Here is a 23,184-nt window from a genome sequence, read left to right on the forward strand (position 1 = left end):
CTTAAATCCCCTTGCTTACGCTGGCCATTTCTTGTGCTATACCTGTAACAATAGTTAGTTCATGTTTACTTTTAGATCCATATTCTATTGTTGTGGCAACCTGTAACATATTGCACGATATACCTGCAGTAAAATTAAAGCGTCGAGGACATTCTAAATCTAACGCCCCCTTGTTCAGGTTAGTCATTTTGCTTTGCATATCTGCATGATTTGCAATCACCATACCTTTGTCATCACCATCCGCGATTGCAGTTACTTCATCGGGAGTCAGGAAGAACTGATTATTAGCGCCTTGATTTGCCTCATCAGAGATCATGCGCTGCACTTCACCAATGAGTTCATTCTCGGCCACTTCGCGCTCTTGTGCTGCATTGGTAATTTTAATATCAATACTACTACTGCTCATAAGTGTCACAGCAATACCGGTCACTGCAATAACCATTATTAAAGCTGTAATTAGAACTACACCTTGCTGTTTTTTTTGTGATTGTTTTAGATACGCCATAAATTTGATCCAACATTATTTAATCGAATAGTAGTAGTAAACACAGTACGTCTGAAATTATCGGTAAATGTTAATACACGCTTATCTTCATCCTCACCTAATGTATAAGTTTGGTTTTTAATTTTAACTCCTGGGTCTGGTTGTAATGCGCGTATTAATAAAAAAACCTGAACAGTTAAAATACCTTTACGATTTTCCCAATCTGTATACTTCATATCTTGAATACTTCGGTAGGTATCTACACGATTATCACTGTTAGTATCAAGACCAAAAACAAACCGCATGTTCTCAACACCTTCCATAATAGTTTCTGTGTTGATGCTTCCACCAACCAGGCGCTTTCTCATTAATGCAGGTACAGTTAAATTTTTATTATTAACTTTATAAGTTTGTTCTGATAGATAATAAACATGATGGCTGTATGGCCAAACGGTTGCATTAACATTAAGAGTCGCAGCGTTAACCGTTCCACGGAAAAATTGAGCTTTCTCTTGCTCAGCTACAAAGTAGTTTTCATCGGCCTGAGTCTCATTAGTTACTGTATTAACTGTTAAACTCTTACCTTGTAAAAATTTTAATTGAATAATGTCAGTACTTTTAATTGGATTATTTAGGCAGTTAAGCTCTTTTGATTCTCCAGCAACCTTTGCGTAAATAGTTCTAAAATTACTAGCTGTAGCAAAATCAGGAAAACTCCCATTATTTAATCCTTCAAAGCAGTCTGTTCCAGGGTTTGCTAGTGTATCTGTATTTACTGCAGTGAACGAATCGTCATAATAAGTTCCCCAAAAGCCAATTTGTTCAATATCACGTTGCATTATGTTAATTGCAAGGCGCCCTGATTCTTGAAGTTCACCAATAGTCATCGTATCTTTAGTGGTTACTTTCATACCTATATAGGTGAACATAACGCCACCTAGTATTAATCCACCAATAAATAATGAAATCATCATTTCTACAAGTGTAAAACCTTTTTGCTTCATGTTAGCTCCTAAGGTAAATGTAACTAGTTAATACAACTAAGCGGCGCTTTTTGTCAGCCGTTCCACACTTTATTGCGCCAGTAGCATCATTTGCATTAAACTCTTGTCGACCTTGCCACGAAACAATTACTTCTAAATTAAATGCCTTACCACCCGAGCCAGCAACTACTGTAGGTGCAATACATACGGTAGCACCATCTAAAGACCCCGTATTTTCTCGAGCTCTTATAGCTCTTTTCCACTGCTCAAGATCTAAGGCCGCAACTTGCGCTGCGCTACAAGTGTTTGTGAAGCACGCCTGCGAGGTTATCGTAGCAGTTTCACTATCAAATGTTTGTGTGTACAGCCCGGCTATTTGAGGGGTATCGTTAGCACGGATACGCTGCACAATATCATTACCAAGTGCAACTGCAGCAGCACGCTGCATAGAATCAAAGCTTGCTTGCTTTGCTTTTGCTTGCAGGGCAACTGCGCCTAGAAGGCCAAAACTAAGAATAATAAATGCAATTAACACTTCAATTAGAGTGAAGCCTCTTTGCACTTTTGTTTGAGATGACTGCATAGTAGAACCAAATAAAAATTATCTGATTATAAGTTTATGCTATTTATTTGAGGAATCAATGAGGACTAAGACAAGCGGTTATATTTGTTGATAAACGGTTAATTAAATCGGCTCATTCAACAAAACAGTAGTAATTAAGCGTAAATGCATTTAAGTCAGAGGCAACTTAATTGCGAAATAAGTCTAAAGCGTATTTTTAACTAATTTAAGCTCGCGGCGGCTCACTGGCAATAACTCACTGCACCCTTGTAGCTCAATCATATGATTGCCATTCCCTTTTGAATGCAAGGCTATTACTTTTTGTTTATTCACTAAAGTATTGCGGTGAATTCGTAAAACATATGCGGGATATTGCAGCTCTAATTGCTTTAGGCTTTGCTCCAGTAAAGCTTCTCCACCCGAGAATATCATTTTGGTATACTTTTCTTCGGCACTAAAATACAAAACATCATTTATATCAACACTACGTAGAGTACCCGCTAACTGATAAGATACTTTTACATTTTGTTGTTTTTGAATATGTACTTTATTTAAACGGCCTACTTGCTTAAGTACCTTCTGCAGTGATTGCTCTGAAATAGGTTTAACTAAATAACCTGCAGCGCTTAATTGTAAAGCATCGAAGGCATGCTCAGGGTGGGCAGTTATAAAAACAATAGCAGGAGGTAGAGTTAGACTATTGAGCTCATTAGCAACTTGTAAACCATTCATACCAGGCATATCAACATCTAAAAAAATCAAATCAGGTGTTTGCTTTTTAGCAAGTACTAGAGCTTCCTTACCATTACTTGCCTCACCTTGTACAACTATGCTTTTATCATGTGCCAACAAACGGATTAAGCGAGATCTCGCAAGAGGTTCATCATCAACAATGAGTACATTCATACACTGCCCTCAATTAGCTTAGGGATAACGACCTTGACCCTAAACACATCATTTTTATTAGTAATTGTTAGCTGCGCTTTATTTTTATAATAAATATTTAATCGCTGGCGAATATTTTCAAGCGCCATTCCGTTATTAGGCCTAGTTTGAGCATTAGAAATTGTTATAGGGTTAGAAACAATCATGGTTATATAGCCGGTAGTGATATGTAGCTCTACTTTTATTTCTGCACCATGCTCACTTGTTTCAACGCCGTGGCATACCGCATTTTCAATTAATGGCTGCAGGGTTAAGCAAGGAATACTCAATGCGGGTAGTTCATTAGGTATTTGCCAATCAACTCTTAAGCGATTACCAAAACGCCACGTTTCAAGTGCGATATATTGCTTACTCAGCGTTATTTCATCTTCAAGAGATACATTCTTCCCCGAGTGCATTGCAGCCTGCGATAATGCGGCTAATGCTAAAATAGCCTGTTCTGCCGCATCGGCATCATGATGAGTAAGTTCTGCAGCAGTGTTTAAACTATTATATAAAAAATGAGGACGTATTCTAGCTTGTAGGGCATCAAGCTCAGCACGAGAAAGAGCTTTAGTTTGCTGCTCTTTTTCAAAATGAATTAATAAAAACTGGACGAATAAAGCCGCCAGTAAAGCCACTATAATGCAATTGCGAAGTGTGAAATAAATTAGGTTATTTGTATCATCTATATCAAAAGCAAAATGAGAAAATAAAATACTAAAAATACAGGTAGATAATAAAAAAAAGGCAAAAAATAGACTTAATTGAAAAGTTTGAGTACGTTTTTGTAAGAAAAATCTACAAAAGTATAAAGAAGAAGTACCGACTAAAACAATTAAATGCATAAACAAACTAATGATCCCAAGTCGTAGCCAAATATCTCCTTCTACATTAGGTGCAAAAGCTAAAACAATAGCAATAACTTGAGAAACAATAAGCGTGGCTAATACGCCTCGCTCATTAAAAAGAGCCGAAAAAAGCAAACCATCATTTTGAAGTGACTTGCTCATAACGACTCTCCTTTAATCTAAATGTTTAATATATTTAAATTAACGTAGCTCTACAGGAACAGCAAATACTATATTTTCTACTTCACCTGGGTTCTCAACAACCTGTGTGCCACCAAGCTCTTTTAATCGGCTTATTACTTGTTGTACAAGTACTTCTGGCGCAGATGCTCCCGCAGTTACGCCAACTGATTTAGAGCCTGAAACCCACTGCTCTTGTACATCAGTTGCGTCATCAATTAAATAAGCAACTGTGCCCATTTTATCTGCAAGTTCACGTAAGCGATTAGAGTTAGAGCTATTTTTAGCGCCAACAACTAATAGCACATCAACTTTATCAGCTAAGTCACGAACAGCGTCTTGACGATTTTGCGTTGCATAACAAATGTCATCTTTACGAGGTCCGTCAATTGATGGAAACTTATTGCGTAGTGCATCAATAACATCTGCTGTGTCATCAACTGAGAGTGTTGTTTGGCTGCAATAAAAAAGATTTTCAGCATTTTTTACATTAAGCGCAACAACATCATCAACGGTTTCAACAAGATAAATGCCACCGGCTGAGTTATCATATTGTCCCATTGTTCCCTCTACTTCAGGGTGGCCATGGTGTCCAATTAAAATACACTCAATACCTTTACGACTCGCACGTGTAACTTCCATATGTACTTTAGTTACAAGCGGACACGTTGCATCAAATACTTTTAAATCACGACGTTTTGCTTCACTGCGAACAGCTTGCGAAACACCATGTGCACTAAAAATAACAATGCTGTCGTCAGGTACTTGATCAAGCTCTTCAACAAATACCGCACCACGACTTTTTAATCCATCAACCACATAGCGGTTATGTACTACTTCGTGGCGCACATAAATTGGCTTTTCAAAAATATCTAGGGCGCGCTCAACAATACTAATAGCACGGTCAACACCAGCGCAAAAGCCGCGTGGATTAGCTAGTAATATTTCCATTAACCTTCCACCTCAATAATATCAACTTCAAACGTTAAACGTTGGCCAGATAAAGGGTGATTAAAATCAATCGTTACCGACTCACCTTGCACTTCGCGAACTAATCCAGGAAGCTCAGTACCGTCAGGTTGAGTAAACGCAATTATTGCACCTACTTTGGCTGGTGTTTCTGGGCCAAATTTACTACGGTCAACGTAGTAAATATTATCTGGATTTGGCTGACCAAACGCATCTTCAGGTTCTAATTCAAACGTTTTACTTTCGCCTGCAGTTAAACCTAATAAACACTTTTCGAAGTTTGCCGTTAAACTGCCATCGCCCATTGTTAATTTAGCAGGTTTGTTGTGCACCTTGGTAGAATCAGCGGCAGAGCCATCTTCTAATTTAATAGAAAAATGGAAAATAACTTGCGAGTTTTCACCAATTACAGCTTGGCTCATGCTTTATGCTCCTTCGGACTCTCGCCGGTAAAGGCATCAAATAACAATAATGCTGCGCCAATACAAATAGCGCAATCAGCAATATTAAATACAGGAAAATGTGAGTCTTTATAAAATACGTGAATAAAGTCGATTACATAACCATACGCAATACGATCGTATAAATTACCAATAGCGCCTGCAAGTACCAGTGCATAAGCACCGCATAGTACTTTGTTTGTTGCAGGTAAGCGTTTTAGCCACCACACAAGCAAAGCACTAATAGCAATAGCAATCGCACTTAAAAACCAACGCTGCCAACCACCCGCTTCACTTAAAAAGCTATAAGCAGCACCATAGTTATGCACATAAGTAATACTAAAAACAGGGAGTAAGTTTATCGACTCTTGATAAGCCATAGTCCCTACAACAAGTGTTTTACTGGCAAAGTCTATTACTAATAGTAATAGACTCAACCAAAGCCACACTAAACCACTTTTTTGGGCTAGTTTGCTCACTAAGAATAACTCCTAAGCGAATTGACGCTTTTCGCCTTCGCCGTCAACATTACTTACACAACGACCACAAATTTCAGGATGAGCAGGGTTAACACCTACATCTTCACTGTAATGCCAACAACGCTCACATTTAGCAGCATCTGTTGCAGCAACACTAATGAATAAACCTTCAATTTCGGTAGCTTGTGTATCAGCTGGCTGACTATCAACTTCAGAAACATTTACGGCCGATGTTAATAATACAAAACGCAGTTCATCACCAAGCGCATTTAATTTAGCGGCAAGCTCTTTACCCGTAAATAAATTAACTGTTGCTTGAAGCGTTGCACCAATGACTTCTTCTTTACGTGCAGCTTCTAATAAACGGTTTACTTCGTCGCGTACTGTTAGAATTTCTAACCAGTCATCGTTACTAAATTGGCTATTTGTTGGCGCTTGTAAGCCATCATACCAAACAGATGTAAATACGTAGTTACTACGCTCACCCGGTAAAGCTTCCCAAATTTCTTGTGCGGTAAAGCTCATAATAGGTGCCATCCAGCGCGTCATTGCTTCTGCAATATGATAAAGCGCTGTTTGACAAGAACGACGTGCATGGCTGTCACTTTTAGCTGTGTACTGACGATCTTTAATGACGTCTAAATAGAACGAACCAAGCTCACCCGTACAGAAGTTCATTAGCTTTTGCGTTACTAATAGCATTTGGTAGCTATCGTATGCGGCTAAAATTTCGTCTTGCAACTGAGCAGCACGACCAACAATCCACTTATCAAGCTCAACCATATCATCAACAGCAACTTGATCAGTTTTTGGATCAAAACCATTTAGGTTAGCTAGTAAGTAACGGCTAGTGTTACGAATACGGCGGTAGCGATCGGCAGAGCGCTTAAATATTTCATCCGACACAGTCATTTCTGCCGTGTAATCGGTAGAGGCAACCCATAAACGTAGAATGTCGGCACCTAGTTTATTCATCACATTTTGTGGAGAAATAACATTGCCTAGCGACTTAGACATCTTGCGGCCGTTTTCATCAACGGTAAAACCATGAGTCAATACTTGGCGGTATGGCGCATGACCATTAATAGCCACTGATGTCATCATTGATGACATAAACCAACCACGGTGTTGATCAGAACCTTCAAGGTATAAATCAGCTGGACCAACTAGGTCTTCACGTGCGTCTACAACACATGCATGTGAAACACCTGAGTCAAACCATACATCTAGCGTATCTTGCACTTTCATGTATTGCTTGGCATCTTCTTCACCAAGTAATGTAACTGGATCTAAATCGTACCATGCCTGAATACCAGATTTTTCAACTAGCTGTGCAGCTTGCTCAATGAGTTCTTGAGTATTTGGATGAAGTGCACCGGTATCTTTATCAGCAAACAATGCAATTGGCACACCCCAAGTACGTTGGCGAGATATACACCAATCTGGGCGGCTTTCAACCATGTTCGAAATACGGCTTTCGCCCCACTCTGGCAACCACTGCGTGTTTTTAATTTCTTTTAAAGAATCTTCACGCAAGTTAGCCTGATCCATACTTACAAACCATTGTGGTGTAGCACGGAAAATAATCGGTGTTTTATGGCGCCAACAATGTGGGTAACTATGAGTTATAGCATGATGATGCATTAATGCACCGTGCTCTTTTAATACTTCAATTACGCTCGCATTTGCTTTAAATACATGCTGACCTGCAAAAAGTTCAGTATCTGGTAAATAAACGCCATTAGCGCCAACAGGGTTAGCTACTTCAAGGTTGTAATTTAAACCAGCCACGAAATCTTCTTGACCATGCCCTGGTGCTGTATGTACAACACCGGTACCTGAGTCAGTCGTTACGTGTTCTGCAACAATCACTGGTACATTAAAATCATAAAAAGGATGGGCTACTTGTAAGTTTTCAAGTGCAGCACCTTTTACATAACCTAATACGTGGAAGTGATTAAAACCAAAGCGGTCCATTGCATCTTTAACAAGCTCAGAGCCTAAAATTAGACGTTGTTGTACGCCTTCATCTTCAACCTGCACCAATGCATATTCTAAATCGGCATGCACAGCTACTGCGCGGTTTGCTGGAAGCGTCCACGGTGTTGTTGTCCAAATAACAGTACCAACACTGCCTTCACCTTTATGACCATCAGCCAAATCAAACGCGTTAACAACAGCATCTTGATCAACAAATGTAAAACGTACATCAATAGCAGGAGATTGCTTATCTTGATATTCAACTTCAGCCTCTGCTAATGCAGAACCACAATCTGTACACCAATGCACAGGCTTAGCACCTTTATGCAAATGACCTTTTTCAATAATACGACCAAGTACACGAATTGCATTCGCTTCAAAGTCAAAGTTCATTGTTAAGTAAGGCTTATCCCAATCTGCAAATACGCCTAAGCGTTTAAAATCAACTTTTTGACCTTCAACTTGTTTTTTAGCGTATGCACGGCATTTTTCACGAAACTCGCTCGCGGTTACTTTTACGCCCGGCTTGCCTACTTTTTTCTCAACCATTAACTCGATTGGTAAACCATGACAATCCCAACCTGGGACTAATGGTGAATCAAAGTCAGATAATGTTTTAGACTTAACAATAATGTCTTTTAATATTTTATTAACTGAGTGGCCTAAATGGATGTCGCCATTTGCATACGGAGGGCCGTCATGCAAAATAAAGGTCTTTTTACCTTTCTTAGCGCTGCGAATTTGACCGTACAGGTCGTCTTCATACCATGCTTTAAGCATTTTTGGTTCACGTTGTGCCAAATTGCCACGCATTGGAAACGGTGTTTCCGGTAAGTTCAAAGTATGTTTATAGTCGCTCATTTATCCTACATTCCGTCTCTATCGGCTACCTGATTTAAACCAAAACACTGCTTAGCGGCAGCAACATCAGTTGCTATTTGCGCCGTTAATTGTGTTAATGTCTCGAATTTTTTTTCATTGCGAAGTTTTTTTATTAACTCCACATGCATAAATTGTCCGTAAATATCCTGTGCAAAATCAAAAAGGTGAACTTCTAATAATGCACGAGTTCCATTAAATGTCGGCTTATTGCCTACATTTGCAACTCCAAAAATCTGTTTTCCTGCAATCGTTGCTTGCACTGCAAACACCCCGTTGACAGGACACACTTGGCGTTTTAGGGCAATATTTGCCGTTCTAAAACCGAGTTCACGTCCTCTTTTCCAGCCGTGTATAACACGCCCAGAAATAGCATAATCGTGACCAAGCATTGTTTTAGCACTTGCTAAGTCACCAGATGCCAAAGCATCTCGTATTAAAGTGCTGCTTACTCTAGCATTTAATTGACGAAAACTCGCGGTGCTTTTTACGTCCATGCCCGCTTGCTTGCCCATGCTAGCAAGTAAGTCAAAGTTACCTTGGCGCTGCTTTCCAAACTTAAAATCATCGCCAACAGTGAGAGCTTTAACACCTAACTTTTTAATCAAAATATCATTAACAAATTGCTCAGCATGCATGTTTGCAAATTGCTGATTAAAGCTAATGCAAATAACTCGCTCAATACCTAAATCACTAAGCAAACGTAGCTTATCTCGTAAGCGCGTTAGCCGTGCTGGGGCATTGTTTTTAGCAAAAAATTCTTGTGGCTGGGGTTCAAATAGCATTACAGTGCTAGACAAACTATGCGCTTTAGCATCAGTAAGTAAGCCTTTTAGTACTTCTGCGTGGCCTAAATGAACACCGTCAAAATTACCAATAGTTAACACACAACCAAAGTGGTGTGGGCGAATATTGTGTATACCTCTAATTAACTCCATGCCACCTAATGCCTTGTTTAGCGAGCTATTAATTACGACTAAAAATTAATTAAAGCCGCAGAGTTGCCGATTATAATCTTTTTTTTAGTTTGATTCAGTAATTGCTACACTTTTTATCGTATTTAGTCTAACGCCCATCAAAAATAGCATTGCAAAGTAACTAATACCTGCCAAAGCCACGAGTGCTATTAATAAGACTACCTGCTGTGTAAAAGCCCATGTAGCCCAGTAATAGTAACTGCTCACAAACCATGTAACAGCTCCCATAACCATACTTGCAACAACACATTTAAGTGTAAAGCGCATACTCATTGATGAAAACTGATACACATTTTCTTTTTTAAGCTGCCTATACAGCAAAAATGCATTACAACTAGCCGATAGCGAAGTAGCAAGTGCTAATCCTAAATAACCAATGAAAGGAGCCAGCATAATATTAAATACCATATTCAACACTAAGGTAATAATACCAATACGCACCGGCGTTTTTGTGTCTTGACGAGCATAAAAGCCAGGAGCAAGTACTTTAATCAGCATAAAGCTTACAAGCCCTACTGAATATGCGACTACGCCTAAACTTACTGCTTTAACATGATCAACACTGTCTTCTTTAAACGCACCGTGGTCGAACAATACGGTGATAATAAGCGGGCTGATGATCATTAGACCTATCATTGCTGGTAGGCCTAAAAATATAACAAAACGTACCCCCCAGTCGAGGGTATGCTGAAAGTCACTACTTTTTTTACTGCTATGTAACCTAGAGAGCGCCGGTAAAATAACTGTCGCAATACCAATACCAAATAAGCCCAGCGGAAATTCAATTAAACGGTCTGAATAATAAAGCCATGCAATCGAGCCTGTCATCAGTAATGAAGCAATCATGGTATCAAGCAACAAATTAATTTGGCTAATAGATACGCCAAACAAAGCAGGAAGCATAAGTTTACGTACTTTTTTTACGTTTTCGTCTTGCCATGCCCAGCGTGGACGCGCCAACATTTTTGCACGGTATAAAAATGGAAGTTGAAACAATAACTGCACAACGCCACCAATAAATACGCCAATTGCGAGAGAATAAGCCCCGACACTAAATTTATCATGTAAAAAAATTGCACACGTAATAATAGAAACATTGAGTAAAACAGGTGTAAATGCAGCAACAGCAAAACGGTTATACACGTTCATTACCGCACCACTAAGCGCAACTAAGCTTACAAAAAACAAATAAGGGAATGTAAATTTAAGTAATGAACTTGCAAGTTCAAACTTTTCGGCATTGGGTCCGCCCTGCCACCAATCTATAAACCAACCGGTGCCAAACAATGCTGCAATAACGGGTGAAGCAACAACACCTATAATAGTGACAATCAGTAAAATGGTTCCTAATGTGCCAGCTGCTTGTGCAACAAAAAGTCTGACCTTGTCGTCGCCTTGCTGTTCTTTAATTTCACTCAGCACGGGTACAAATGCTTGTGCGAAGGCACCTTCTGCAAATAAACGACGTAAAAAATTAGGAATACGGTTAGCAAATAAAAAAACATCAGCCGCCGCACTTGCGCCTAATAAATTGGCAACAACAGCATCTCGAACGAGCCCTAAAATACGCGATATCATAGTCATACAACTAACAATCATACCGGAGCGAAATAAACCTTTTGACACCTTAAACCTACTCAAAAATCCTCAAGATAGGCGATTATGCCACAGTCTTTTTTATAAATCGCTTTAAAGCACTAGGCTGGGGGTCTGTGCTTTGTTACAATGTCGGTATTAACTGCTAAAGCGGCAAATTGATGCTCGTTATATGGTGCAGTTTTTCTTGGATTGTTAAATTTAAATTGACATCCATGATAGAAACAGGCATATTCCACGGCCTTTAATTTAAGCTTTATTTTAAGATTGTTAGGAGCAAACCTTGGCTAACATCAAGTCTGCAAAAAAACGCGCTATCACAAGCGAAAAAAACCGTCAGCACAACGCAAGCCGTCGTTCAATGATGCGCACTTACTTCAAAAAAGTAATTGTTGCTATTGAAGCGGGCGATAAAGAAGCTGCACAGCAAGCTTTTTCTGTTGCTACACCTATCCTAGACCGTTACGCAACTAAGGGTCTAATTCACAAAAACAAAGCAGCTCGTCATAAGAGCCGTATAGCAGCTAAGATTAAAGCTCTATAATTTGTTTTTGATAGAATATAAAAAACCGGCTTTTGCCGGTTTTTTTTTGTTTAAATTTTAAATGTACTTACTTTATTAGACATTTTCTAAATCTGGATAAAACTTCTTAAGCATTGCCGCTATTTTTTTAGGTGTAAATGGCTTTACTACAAACCCTTTAGCGCCTTTATCAATTGCATCCTTAACATTCTCAATACCTGAATGTGCAGATACCATAACCACATTTGTCTCTGGGCTTAATTCATTGATTTGTGCAATCAAATCTTTACCATCACCGTCTGGCAATTCAATGTCTAAAAAAATGATATTATAATTTGCAGCTTGGCACTCACTAATACATTGTGAGGCAGTAGATGCTTCCTTTACGTTATCTATCCCTAAGTGCATGAGCGTTTGGCTCAAAAAACTACGCACTGTGCTAACGTCATCTACAATTAAAATTGATAGCTGCGTATTCATCTTTATTCCTCGTAGGCTATAAGCTAACTTTAAGTTATCATAATAATTAGCTTAGTATATAAATTTACTCATTTAATTATAGAGACCTACGGAAAAAAGGCCAGATTTGCTTTATGTCTAAAACCCCAAATAAACAATCGTTGCTAGGTAAAGCACCGGCAAGAAAAAAAACAGCGCAAAAAAGAAAACCTCAGCGTTCTACTCAGCGCCCTTCACCTGGCGAGTTAAATTCCAGTGCAAAGAATGATATAAGCCAAAAAACAACGCAAAAAAAAGGACTGTTTATATCACTCGCTGTCGTTGCTGTAATAATTTTAGCTTTTCCAAAACCTACCTTACTCACCTATAAAAAATTAGGGATGGTAAGTGAGAGTGTTTACTGGCCCGGATTCTTTGGCAAGGGGGCTACTTTAATTGATTCAAACCTACACCCCACCTATGATTCTAGCCGTGAGTCCCTTTATTTATGCAGTGACTTACAAAAACCGCAGAGCTGCCAAAAGTATCAAGTAATTGCTGATAATGGTTTATTTTCAGCAATCGGTAGCTACTTTTAGCATTAAAAAAACTAATCTGAAAATTTAAAATTACTTGGTTGAAAGGTGCGCAAAAGATCAACATAATGGCGCTCCTTTTTTCAACAACTGAACTATTGAAACGACCATGCTAAACGAGCTAGATTGGCTTTTAAATACTACACTACTTGCACTAGGTTTAGGTGCATTCTTTATTAACCAGATAACACTGCTGCGCGTTGCCGCCATTAGTGCGTGTGGTTTATTATTCTTATCATTTAGCTTAGATCTTATGTCGTCGAGTGTTATTTCAAATATGAGTTTAGTGTTGATCAATACTTTTTACTTGTTTAAAGTTTATACATTTGGGCAATTTAATGTAACCCAAAGTTAACAACTTTTCCCTAGAATATTTAATAGCCCAGCATTACTGGGCTTTTTTTTGTTAAGAATTTAAAAATATTAAAAAGCACTTTCAATCAAGATGAAAATTAGAGCTTCAGGGGCACACAAGCACTACTGTGAAAATAATGCTTGTATACTGCTAAAAAGAGTCACGAGAAGAAACACGAAAAAAGAGGAATACATAGTAAGTAGGTTAGTCCGCTATTGTTAACTCGCTTTGGGTTTGTATTTTAGAAGGAGTATCCTCGGCATTAGCCTGATTAAACCAAGCTGAAACACCAAGTATAATAATTGAAATAATAACTAGGCTTAATTTAACGCCACTTTGACTCGATTTCATAACACCCTCTTTGTATTTTTTATTAGTGAGAATACCTTTTACACTAATGAAAATTACAAATGTTAACAAGCTGTTTTTTAAACTAATTAGCTATCAGCTAATAACCTTTAGTTCTATCTATTGGATTATTAAGTACTAACCCCTTATTCAAGCATTCAATATTATCGGCTATTTGCTCTATAACACTATTTAAATCAGAAATCGCCGCGCAATGTGGTGTAAGCGTTATTTTGGGGTTTCCCCAGTAAGGGTGATTCGACGCTAAAGGTTCTTGATCAAATACGTCGAGTGTAGCTGCGCGTAAGCTATCGTTATTTAATGCACTTAGTAAGTCTTGCTGAACAACATGAGCACCGCGTGCCACATTAATAACAACAGCATGTTTAGGTAGCTTTGCGAGCATTGAGTGATTAATAATGCCTGTCGTTGCTTGCGTAAGGGGTAATAGACATACAAGGTAGTCAACATCAGAAAGCATACTATTGAGGCCTTCCTCGCCATAAAAAATTTCGACATTAGTCGCGTTTTTATTACTTTGCGCCCAGGCACTTACCTTAAAGCCATTATTTATAAGCTTTTGCGCGCATGCTTTACCTAATTCACCAAACCCAAGTATGCCGACATGTTTATTACTATGCGCCCGCTTTGGCTTCCATGTTTGCTGTGTTTGTTTAATGTAATACTCTTTTAAACGTAACTTTTGAGCTAACACATGTGTCAGTACATATTCCGCCATATCTTCAGCTAGTTGCATGTCAACAATACGTACTACTTCAACACTTTCGTCGAGTAATGTTAAATCGATACTGTCTACGCCAGCACCAAATGACGACACAGCCTTTAAGTTAGGTAGCTGTGGCCACATAGATTCTGGCGCTTTCCACGCAAGTACAAAATCCACATCATGTGCGTTTTTGCAATCAGGCCATTGCTCTATCAGCGTATTTGGTAATCGCTCTTGTAACTTCGTTATTAGTTTTGTGTTGTCACGCCCAGTTATAGCAACCAATACCGACATAAATTCTCCTAACAATACACAGTTTATAAGTTAGCACTTTAAAAAGTCACACTACTGCAAAGTAACTGTCACACCCTTTTTTTAATCTTACATGTATGGCGAATAGCCCAAACGGAATATGAGGTTAATATGATAAGTGTTGATAAAGTAATTGCTGCAAACTTACCACAACTAGAGAACTCTCCAAAAGTAAAAGGTTTAGTAAAAAAAGGCCTAGGCTACTTATTACATGAACAAGAGTTTGTTGCTTTTGGTGATGCCTACCCTCACCTACAAGGATTAGAATTTGTTGAACAAGTGCTCGATGAACTCAATTTTGATACGCGCTATAAACCTAAGCAGATAGAACATATTCCTAATGAGGGTAAACTTGTTATCGTTGCTAACCACCCTATTGGTTCATTAGATGCTTTAGCACTGATTAAAGTACTTTCAACTGTAAGACAGGATTTAAAAGTAGTGGCAAACCGCATGTTGATGTCGGTTACTCCAATGCACTCACTTTTACTCCCCGTAGATAACTTATCAGGCATGAGTAAGAAACAAGAGCTTAGTAATATACAAAACCATTTAAAGGATGAAGGCGCATTACTTATATTTCCGGCAGGAGAAGTATCGCGATTAGGGCCAACAGGTATTAAAGACTGCAAATGGAATAGTGGCTTTTTACGTATGGCAAAAAAAGCTAACTGCCCTATTTTACCTATTTATATTAAAGCCAAAAACAGTCCACTTTTTTATGGCACATCAATGATTTATAAACCTTTAGCAAGTTTACTATTAGTGGCCGAAATGTTTAAGCAGCGCCAAAAATCTTTAGAGTTTGAGATTGGCGCCTCTATCCCTCCTGAATCTTACTTAATAGAAAATCTTAAAGATAAAGAAGTTGTAAACCTCATCCGTAAACAGCTTTATAGGCTTACAACAAAAAAAGCACTGCCGCTAAAAACACAAACACCTATCGCTGTTCCCGAGTGCAGAAAAGAGCTAAAAAGAGCAATTGAGCAATGCCAACTACTTGGTAAAACGCAAGACGGTATGCATATTCATCTATACCAATATACTGGTAGCTCACCTATTTTTAGAGAGTTAGGGCGCCTGAGAGAAATAGCATTTAGAGCAGTCGGTGAAGGTAGTGGTAAGCGTCGTGATATAGATAAATACGATATGGATTACCAACACCTTGTACTGTGGGACCCAATGCAGCTAGAGCTGGTAGGTGCTTATCGATTAGCCTGTGCACAACAGATAATACAAAAATATGGCCGCGAAGGTTTATATACTGATAGCTTATTTTCTTATACCGACGCTATGACGCCCTATCTAAAACAAGGAATTGAGCTTGGTAGAAGCTTTGTACAGCCTAAATATTGGGGACGTAAGAGCCTCGACTATTTGTGGTATGGCATTGGCGCTTTTATAAAAAGCTATCCACAGTACAGATACTTGTTTGGTGCTGTAAGTGTATCAAATGCTCTACCCGAGCAAGCAAAAGCCATGCTCGTTTATTACTATCAGCATTACTATAAAAGTGGTATTGAATTAGCTACGCCTAATAATGAATTTAAATTAACTGAGCAACAGCTAACCCAGTGCAATACTCTTTTTTGCGGCAATGACGTAAAAGAAGATTTTGTAGAGTTAAAGCATGTGTTAGCTAATATGGGGGCTCAAGTCCCTACTTTATTTAAACAATACACTGAACTTTGTAAACCAGGTGGCGTGCAATTTTTAAGCTTTAGTATTGATCCCGATTTTAATAATTGTATTGATGGATTGGTATTGGTCGATCTTAAAAATGTAAAAGAAAACAAAGCCAAACGTTATTTAGAATAACCAATAATAAGAGAGTGCTTTATATTTATAAAGTACTCGATTTATATTTAATTATTTATAAATATCTGCTCTAGTAAAGTTGTATAAATAGCTTCAATTTTAAGTAAATCACTAATAGATACGTGTTCATTAGCTTGATGAATCGTATTGTTTCGCACACCACATTCAATAACTTGAGTATGGGGGCTGGCAAAAAATCGTCCATCTGATGTCCCTCCATTTGTACTTAGTAATGGGTAACTTGAAGTGTTTTTGTAAATAGCCTGCTCAATATGAGTAAGTAAACTCCAACCCGTATTATGGCTTGTATAATAAGGCTCGCATGGGCGTTCCCACTCAATTGTAAAATGCTCAGCAAACTTGTTTAGGGTATTCATTAATTGCGTTTTAACTGCTGCACTACTGTAACCGTGGCTATAACGTACATTAAATGTAATCTCACAATGACTTGGCACTAAATTATCGACCACATTATTTATGTTAATTCCAGTCACTTGTAGTGTGGTTTTTGAGCTAGCCACATCGAGTAACCAGATCTGATCACTCAAGCTATTTACTATTTTTGCAGCAATATGAGCAGCATTGAGTGTGTTTTGAGGATAAGCTACATGACCTGCCTTACCAGTAACTAAAATCCGAGCTGAAAGCGCACCACGACGGCCATTCTTAACCGTATCGCCAACTTGTGCCACACTTGATGGCTCCCCGACAATACAGCCATCTAATACAACACCTTGCTTGGCAAGCTTATTAACTATTTCTTGAGAACCAAATTCAGCCTCTCCCTCTTCATCTGACGTGATAAGCCAGTAAAGTGTCCCTGCTTTAGCTGATTTACTATTAATTAACTTTTTTGTGGCGCTAAGCATGGCGGCAACACCCCCTTTCATATCGGCCGCCCCTCTACCGTATATTGCATTATTGCGCACTCGCCCTTCAAAAGGAGGACTTAACCAACCGCTACTTGTTGCTGGTACTACATCAATGTGCCCTGAAAAAGCAACACATGGGCCATCTTTGAATTTTATGCAGGCAATTAAATTGGTTACACCATTTATAGTAAATTGCTCGCAACTTAAACCTAAATCCACCAATTTATCTGCAAGCCAATCAATTGCACCCGCTTGGTTAGGGGTTACTGATTCAAAGCGAATTAGTGTTTGTAAGTGCTCTACAACTTCTTTTTGAATATCCGTTGTTTTTGATTTTTTTTCGAATGCTTCTAAAAACATGTTAAACACACTTTATTATTTAATGTGCCTTTATTAAAACGTGAGTTTATGACTAAGCGATGTCAGCCTTAATACATTCATATGACTGTTGATGAAATAAATATGTCAATCTTTTCAAAAGCAGAACGACGCTAAATTTAATCTAAATCAATAAAGCACTCCACAAGGTTAAAATGTTTTTTAAACTTTGATCTAGAACAGGTTTTCATTTTTATTGCTCGGTAATAATAGCGCCAATCAAACAGTAGTTCTTGGAGAACAACATGAAAACTCAAATTAGCATCGCATTATTAACCTCTTTATTAGCACTATCTCCAGCTGCACACGCTAACTTTAGCGTAAATGTTGGCGCTATTAACGTAAACCCTGATAATAGTAGCTCAGCAATTAATGAAGCATCTACGCTGGGCCTTAAAGGTGATTCAGATACTCAACTAGGTATCACTGTAGATTATGCATTTAACGATCAATGGGTGTTAGAACTAATAGCAGCAACACCTTTTTCACACGATGTGAATGGCGCAGGCGGCTTAGCAGGCAACAAAATTGCAGATATAAAACAGCTTCCTCCTTCTTTAGTTGCGCAATACCACTTTTTAGACACAAGTTATGCGCTAAGACCTTTTATAGGCGTAGGCATAAACTACACTGCATTTTTTGATGAGCAACCTTCTCAAGCACTTAAAGCGACGCTAGGAACAGACGATGTAGAAGTAAAATTAGATGATTCGTTTGGCTTTATGGCTCAGGTAGGTGCTAACTATAAAATTGATGCAAACTGGGGTCTACACGCCATGGTATCAATTATGGATATTGATACCGATGCCACTGTTTATGCTAATGGTGCAAAAGCACTTACATCAACTGTTGAGCTTGACCCCGTTGTTGCTATGTTCGGTGTTAGATACAGCTTTTAAAGCATATATAAAGTAGTACGTAGTTACCCAATTACAATGTGTGTTAAAAGGCCGAAAGGCCTTTTTTTCATTTGTAGAGATTAGGGCAGGTTACTTAACTTTTTCTGCTCTAGCATTTCTTTCCAGTGCATAACTTCACTTGGCAATATAGGTGTTTGGCCATCAAAACCAGCCACTTCAAGCATTTCTTCAATACTTATAATACCTTTTTTACTTTTAAATACACCGCGTACATAAGCAATAGCATGTAAGCCTCGTTCTGAGTGAAACTTTTGCTCAATATAAAAGTATTTATGATCCCATCCAACTAACTTAGTACTTATTGTATATCGCTGCATAGGCTTAATATCACGAATATAAGTAATAGCAGTTGCGTTAACAATCGGAAACCAGCGACGCTTCATTATTTGTTTAAGCAAGCCAACGCGCTCAGTCATCCAAGTTCGAGATAAATCCATCATCGCGAGGTAACGTGAGTTTGTTAAATGTAAATTAATGTCACAATCAGTAGGTAGAGCTTTGTAATCAATATCTACCGTATCAAGTAAATTTTGATATTGCTTGTTACGTTTAATTTTAAAAAACAATAATAAAAGTCGAATATATAGGTTCACAAAAAAGGTCTTACCAGTTAAATTTATTCGAGTGTAGCATAGCCCCTTACGAAGACGAATATTCTACTTTAATCTTAAATCACTATTACAATAAAAAGATAACTCATGAAGTCAAAACTAAAAATTATTACTGCGCTAACTCTATTAGTGCCTAGTTATAATGCTTTTGCCGATTTTTCATTACCGGGTAAAGGCTCTGTTACTTACCCTACTGGTGTAGTTAAAGAATTTAAATTTGGTTTTGAATGGCAGCAAAAAGCTGAAAAATTCACTATTGGCTCTAAAAGTTACAATATGGAGCAGATCCCTAGCTCTTACTCGGTAGCTATAACGCTTTCAAAAGATGACAGCCAAATATGGGTGCAAGAATTTAATAATGGATTTATTGAAGAGTTTGAATGGCAAATTGGCGGACATAAGATCACTTTAAAAAAGCAGCAATTTAGCGACCCCGTAAAAGGCGATTATGTTATTGAACTTAATGGCCGTAGCTATTTTTTCACTCGTAATAACGCCAGCATTGTAATGAACTTTAACGAAGAAGGTATCGAGACGATTGCAATTGACGGGGTAACAAAAAATATGGGCACTAAAAATTAGTCCCCATATTTTAATTTATTTAGGCCAATTACACTTTTACTGTTTTTCGGTTAATACCGTAATCACGTAACTTATTAGCTACCGCGGTGTGACTTAGGCCCAATCGCTTAGCTAACTGACGTGAGCTTGGATAAGCTGGGTAGAGTTTGCGAAGTAAAGTCGCTTCAAAACGTTTAACAGCTTGATCTAGTGAGCCTTCAAAATCAGACTCTAAATACCCTAAATCATGGGTAAAAGTTGGTAACTGTAAATGCTCTACGCGAAGCTCGCTATCATCTAGTAACGACACTGCGCGGTAAATTGCATTTTCCAGCTGACGAACATTTCCTGGCCACGGATACTCTTGTAAAAAGCTCAAACACTCTTGTGATAAAACAGGAATTGCATGACCATTTTGTTGCGCATATTTTTGAATAAAATGCTCTGCAAGTGGTCCTACATCTGCTTTTCTATCTCTTAGTGGCGCTATTTCTAAAGTAAGCACGTTTATACGGTAATATAAGTCTTCTCTAAAAACCCCTTCTTGTACCATTGCAGGTAAGTCTTTTTGAGTAGCGGCAACAATACGTACATTTACTTTAACTTCGTTCTCATCGCCTACTTTTCTAAACGTACCATCTTGTAAAAAACGCAGTAACTTAGTTTGTAGTTGAGTCGACATTTCGCCAACTTCATCTAAAAATACAGTTCCACCATCGGCTTGCTCTAATACACCGCGCTTTGGCGCTGCATTTTCTTCGTACCCGGCATAACCAAATAACTCAGACTCAGCAACATCATCAGGAAGTGAAGCACACGACAGTGCAATAAAAGGTTTAACAGAACGATTAGATGCGTAATGGCACGCTCTAGCTAATAACTCTTTACCTGTTCCTGTTTCACCAGTAATCAAAATAGGGGCTTCTAGTTGCGCCATTTTGCGTGCTTCGCGCACAACTCGGCGCATTGCCGTACTAAAGTTATGAATAGTAGCGAAGCTTTCTTGCCCGTAACGTCTAAATGCACTGACTTGCTGCCCTAACCGACTTTGCGATTTAATGTTAATAACCGCACCAGCAAGCACATCACCTTCACTACCTTGAGGCACTGCAATTGGCAAAATGTCTGCAATAAAATCCTCACCAGCAACTTCAACGCGAGTGGTTTGTCCGAGTACTTCTTTACCTTCTAACCAGCGTGTAAAGTTAAAGCCTTTAAGCAGGTTATTAATATTTGCACCAATCACGTCTTTTTCAATTAGCTGTAAGTCTTTACATGCTGCATCGTTACATAAACGCACCCAACCTTTGGCATCAATAGAGATAACCCCATCAGGCAATGCACGTAGTAAAGTATTTAATTCGTTGTGTTCACGCTCAGAGGGTAAAAATGCAGTGGTACGCACATCATGTACACCGTCGATTAAACGTATCGATGGCATAATTTTTTGGAATTGTTCAAATTCAATTTCGGGAAAACTAACGTACATACGACAATTTACAGAATCGACTTCAATTCCTTTCAAATCAACGCTGTAGTTAACTAATATATTAAGGATTTCTTGAGCAATACCAATTCGATCAGCACAGTGAATATCTAGACGCATACATCCTCAAAGAAGGAAAAACTATATTAGCCGAATAATACGCTAAGTCGCTTTGAGAAGGTAGTTTATTGTAAACATTTTTGGACAAAATAGCTTTTAGAGCCAAAGGGTGGGATGTAATTAAACGAAGAAAAACAGCACTGATATTTATATTTAACTATACCAGTGCTGTTTATTAAATCTTATTATGAGACTACTTACCTTGTGGGTAAGCTGACCAATCACCACCATCTAATTGTATGAATGGTCGTTGGTTAACATACATCATTATTGTGCCTTCATTTTCAGCAACTTTAGGTGCTTTAGGTAGGTTTTCAAGTAAATTAGCAACACTATTATTCCCACCAAACACATCAGTTTGCAGCGTCTTACTTACCAGCTCTGAAAGCGCAAAGTAACTTGTTGAATCATCAACCACAATTTGCGAGTAGTTTTGTACGTCTGGGCCTATAAATTTAATCGCTACAGGTACAGACACAATTGCTGGACTAGGGATTTCACGTAATCCTGCAAATTGTACTTTATCACCTTTTAAATTAGCGCCATGCTCAGGCACTATCATCAACATAACGTTGCGACCACGCTTTTCTAATTTTTTTACAAACTGGTTAATATCAGCAAACAAGTTTTTATGCCTGATTGGGTATGTATCTTTACTATTCACCCTTGGTTGATTCTCTAGCTGATTACCGTCATGTAAACTTGTGGTGTTGTAGTACATAGCACACGGCTTACAATCATCAGCTTGCTCTAACCAACCATCCAGCACAGCTTCATCTGAGTAAATAGGGCTATTATCAAATCCTCGAAGTGCCACTGGCATTGAATCAATATTAAATGGTGTGCTATCTAGGCCACCGTACTTATTAATTAAGCCTTTAAACTCATCAAAATGTCCGTCGTGATTCATCACAACATTGTTTTGATAACCTAGTTTTTCTAGGTTTTTAAATAAGTGACATTGTTCAGGTGCCTCTTTAAATAATGCGGTTTGGCTAGTTTGCCCACAACTAGCACGCAGTAGCCTTACCGCAGCTGGTCCGCTGTATGATGTAGCCGAGTTAAAGTCTGAAAACACCACATCAAAGTCTTTATACATATCAGTAACACTTACACCAATGGCATTTAAATCAGCAACAGCCATTGAGCATATGTTCAAAATAATTACATCAAACAGTTCACCATTTACCTGGCTTGGAAAGTGACTCATTAATAAGCTTTGTTGTTGATAAAAATCAGCTAATTTTTGATCAGGAGATTGCGCTGCCTGAGTGATCACTTGAGTTTGAGTATTATTTTGGCTTTGTGTAGCAGCGACAGGATTAGCCACATTATTAACGAATTGTGATTGAGAGCTATCGCCTTGCCATCCTACAACTAACAGCCCAACAATAGTGACTGTTGTAAAGCGTATCCATTGCGATGTGTACCAAAAACATACACTAATTACGAACAAAGCCAATACCATATCAGTATTAATAACACGGGTTAATAACTCAATAAAATAACCAAAACTAAAATCTTGAACGTTACCCGCTTGTTTAGTCAACCTGTTTATTGGTGGCAACCATGAGTCTTGATAAAGTAATACGACTGCAACGACTCCACCCAATAGGTGTTTTGCTTTTTCTATTAATGGCTTTTTAAATTTAATCGCAAGCAATGCAGCAAAGGCCGCATTACTAAGTACGTTAAAATCAATTGCACCGTAATAAAACAGAGCAAATTTAACTAAAAAATAAAGGTTCCAAACCCCTAAACCTGATAATTTCACTGCTTATCCTTTTTTACTGTATTTGGTGTATAAGGCTCTAG

24 protein-coding genes are annotated in these 23,184 nt (G+C 38.3%); 6 read left to right on the forward strand and 18 right to left on the reverse strand.

Going from position 1 to position 23,184, the window contains the following annotated elements; genetic code table 11:
• Position 1: 1 nt before the first annotated feature.
• The 11 genes from I6F50_RS09965 to murJ form a co-directional block, all read right to left on the reverse strand.
• Positions 2-505: a hypothetical protein gene (locus I6F50_RS09965; protein WP_024589418.1), complete on the reverse strand. Its 504-nt coding sequence runs from the start codon at positions 503-505 to the stop codon at positions 2-4.
• A complete protein-coding gene (locus I6F50_RS09970) occupies positions 493-1,488 on the reverse strand; it encodes a PilW family protein (protein ID WP_007581375.1) in 996 nt (331 codons plus the stop codon). The genes I6F50_RS09965 and I6F50_RS09970 overlap by 13 nt, the downstream gene beginning before the upstream one ends.
• Before the next feature lies 1 nt (position 1,489).
• On the reverse strand, positions 1,490-2,050 hold the full coding sequence (gene pilV, locus I6F50_RS09975; RefSeq protein WP_197176135.1) for a type IV pilus modification protein PilV: 561 nt from the start codon (positions 2,048-2,050) through the stop codon (positions 1,490-1,492).
• 183 nt (positions 2,051-2,233) lie between these two features.
• Entirely contained in the window at positions 2,234-2,935 is a 702-nt protein-coding gene (locus I6F50_RS09980; protein WP_024607278.1) for a LytTR family DNA-binding domain-containing protein, read from the reverse strand.
• Entirely contained in the window at positions 2,932-3,966 is a 1,035-nt protein-coding gene (locus tag I6F50_RS09985) for a sensor histidine kinase (RefSeq protein ID WP_010555108.1), read from the reverse strand. The genes I6F50_RS09980 and I6F50_RS09985 overlap by 4 nt, the downstream gene beginning before the upstream one ends.
• Positions 3,967-4,005: 39 nt before the next feature.
• Positions 4,006-4,935: a 4-hydroxy-3-methylbut-2-enyl diphosphate reductase gene (ispH, locus tag I6F50_RS09990; RefSeq protein ID WP_007581370.1), complete on the reverse strand. Its 930-nt coding sequence runs from the start codon at positions 4,933-4,935 to the stop codon at positions 4,006-4,008.
• Positions 4,935-5,375: an FKBP-type peptidyl-prolyl cis-trans isomerase gene (fkpB, locus tag I6F50_RS09995; RefSeq protein WP_002958231.1), complete on the reverse strand. Its 441-nt coding sequence runs from the start codon at positions 5,373-5,375 to the stop codon at positions 4,935-4,937. The genes ispH and fkpB overlap by 1 nt, the downstream gene beginning before the upstream one ends.
• Entirely contained in the window at positions 5,372-5,872 is a 501-nt protein-coding gene (lspA, locus tag I6F50_RS10000; protein ID WP_007376920.1) for a signal peptidase II, read from the reverse strand. Before lspA ends, fkpB begins: the two co-directional genes overlap by 4 nt.
• Before the next feature lie 12 nt (positions 5,873-5,884).
• Positions 5,885-8,713 (reverse strand): isoleucine--tRNA ligase, encoded by a 2,829-nt coding sequence (ileS, locus tag I6F50_RS10005; protein ID WP_197176142.1) that lies wholly within the window; start codon positions 8,711-8,713, stop codon positions 5,885-5,887.
• Between the two features lie 5 nt (positions 8,714-8,718).
• Entirely contained in the window at positions 8,719-9,669 is a 951-nt protein-coding gene (gene ribF / locus I6F50_RS10010; RefSeq protein ID WP_024607280.1) for a bifunctional riboflavin kinase/FAD synthetase, read from the reverse strand.
• An 84-nt stretch (positions 9,670-9,753) separates the two neighbouring features.
• Positions 9,754-11,334 carry a murein biosynthesis integral membrane protein MurJ gene (gene murJ, locus I6F50_RS10015; protein ID WP_010555111.1) on the reverse strand — a complete coding sequence of 527 codons (1,581 nt, stop codon included), beginning with the start codon at positions 11,332-11,334 and terminating at the stop codon, positions 9,754-9,756.
• A gap of 253 nt (positions 11,335-11,587) precedes the next feature.
• Between murJ and rpsT the strand changes: the two genes are divergently transcribed.
• Positions 11,588-11,848, forward strand: coding sequence for a 30S ribosomal protein S20 (gene rpsT, locus I6F50_RS10020; RefSeq protein ID WP_002958225.1), 261 nt, complete (start codon positions 11,588-11,590; stop codon positions 11,846-11,848).
• A 75-nt stretch (positions 11,849-11,923) separates the two neighbouring features.
• On the opposite strand, the gene I6F50_RS10025 is transcribed toward rpsT, so the two are convergent.
• Positions 11,924-12,307 carry a response regulator gene (locus I6F50_RS10025; RefSeq protein ID WP_002958224.1) on the reverse strand — a complete coding sequence of 128 codons (384 nt, stop codon included), beginning with the start codon at positions 12,305-12,307 and terminating at the stop codon, positions 11,924-11,926.
• 113 nt (positions 12,308-12,420) lie between these two features.
• Here I6F50_RS10025 and I6F50_RS10030 point away from each other — a divergent pair, with 113 nt between their 5' ends.
• A complete protein-coding gene (locus tag I6F50_RS10030) occupies positions 12,421-12,864 on the forward strand; it encodes a hypothetical protein (protein WP_101217800.1) in 444 nt (147 codons plus the stop codon).
• A 106-nt stretch (positions 12,865-12,970) separates the two neighbouring features.
• Positions 12,971-13,216, forward strand: a complete 246-nt coding sequence (locus I6F50_RS10035) for a hypothetical protein (protein ID WP_002958222.1) — start codon at positions 12,971-12,973, stop codon at positions 13,214-13,216.
• Positions 13,217-13,420: 204 nt separating this feature from the next.
• On the opposite strand, the gene I6F50_RS10040 is transcribed toward I6F50_RS10035, so the two are convergent.
• Positions 13,421-13,567 carry a hypothetical protein gene (locus I6F50_RS10040; protein WP_010555113.1) on the reverse strand — a complete coding sequence of 49 codons (147 nt, stop codon included), beginning with the start codon at positions 13,565-13,567 and terminating at the stop codon, positions 13,421-13,423.
• 97 nt (positions 13,568-13,664) lie between these two features.
• Positions 13,665-14,585, reverse strand: a complete 921-nt coding sequence (locus I6F50_RS10045) for a glyoxylate/hydroxypyruvate reductase A (RefSeq protein ID WP_101217798.1) — start codon at positions 14,583-14,585, stop codon at positions 13,665-13,667.
• Between the two features lie 129 nt (positions 14,586-14,714).
• On the opposite strand from I6F50_RS10045, the gene I6F50_RS10050 reads away from it, so the two are divergent.
• Positions 14,715-16,421 carry a lysophospholipid acyltransferase family protein gene (locus tag I6F50_RS10050; RefSeq protein WP_197160072.1) on the forward strand — a complete coding sequence of 569 codons (1,707 nt, stop codon included), beginning with the start codon at positions 14,715-14,717 and terminating at the stop codon, positions 16,419-16,421.
• A gap of 47 nt (positions 16,422-16,468) precedes the next feature.
• Here I6F50_RS10050 and dapE read toward each other — a convergent pair whose 3' ends face one another.
• A complete protein-coding gene (gene dapE, locus I6F50_RS10055) occupies positions 16,469-17,653 on the reverse strand; it encodes a succinyl-diaminopimelate desuccinylase (protein WP_197160081.1) in 1,185 nt (394 codons plus the stop codon).
• Between the two features lie 263 nt (positions 17,654-17,916).
• Between dapE and I6F50_RS10060 the strand changes: the two genes are divergently transcribed.
• On the forward strand, positions 17,917-18,570 hold the full coding sequence (locus I6F50_RS10060) for an OmpW family protein (protein WP_197141054.1): 654 nt from the start codon (positions 17,917-17,919) through the stop codon (positions 18,568-18,570).
• Between the two features lie 80 nt (positions 18,571-18,650).
• Here I6F50_RS10060 and I6F50_RS10065 read toward each other — a convergent pair whose 3' ends face one another.
• A complete protein-coding gene (locus I6F50_RS10065; RefSeq protein WP_002958217.1) occupies positions 18,651-19,184 on the reverse strand; it encodes a thioesterase family protein in 534 nt (177 codons plus the stop codon).
• A 105-nt stretch (positions 19,185-19,289) separates the two neighbouring features.
• On the opposite strand from I6F50_RS10065, the gene I6F50_RS10070 reads away from it, so the two are divergent.
• A complete protein-coding gene (locus tag I6F50_RS10070) occupies positions 19,290-19,784 on the forward strand; it encodes a hypothetical protein (RefSeq protein WP_197141058.1) in 495 nt (164 codons plus the stop codon).
• 28 nt (positions 19,785-19,812) lie between these two features.
• Here the strand turns inward: I6F50_RS10070 and tyrR are convergent, their stop codons facing one another.
• Positions 19,813-21,369: a transcriptional regulator TyrR gene (gene tyrR / locus I6F50_RS10075; protein WP_010555118.1), complete on the reverse strand. Its 1,557-nt coding sequence runs from the start codon at positions 21,367-21,369 to the stop codon at positions 19,813-19,815.
• Between the two features lie 193 nt (positions 21,370-21,562).
• Positions 21,563-23,143 carry a cellulose biosynthesis protein BcsG gene (gene bcsG / locus I6F50_RS10080; protein WP_197176147.1) on the reverse strand — a complete coding sequence of 527 codons (1,581 nt, stop codon included), beginning with the start codon at positions 23,141-23,143 and terminating at the stop codon, positions 21,563-21,565.
• Positions 23,144-23,184 lie beyond the last annotated feature (41 nt).

Source organism: Pseudoalteromonas sp. NZS127_1, assembly GCF_015864295.1.
GTDB lineage: Bacteria > Pseudomonadota > Gammaproteobacteria > Enterobacterales > Alteromonadaceae > Pseudoalteromonas > Pseudoalteromonas arctica.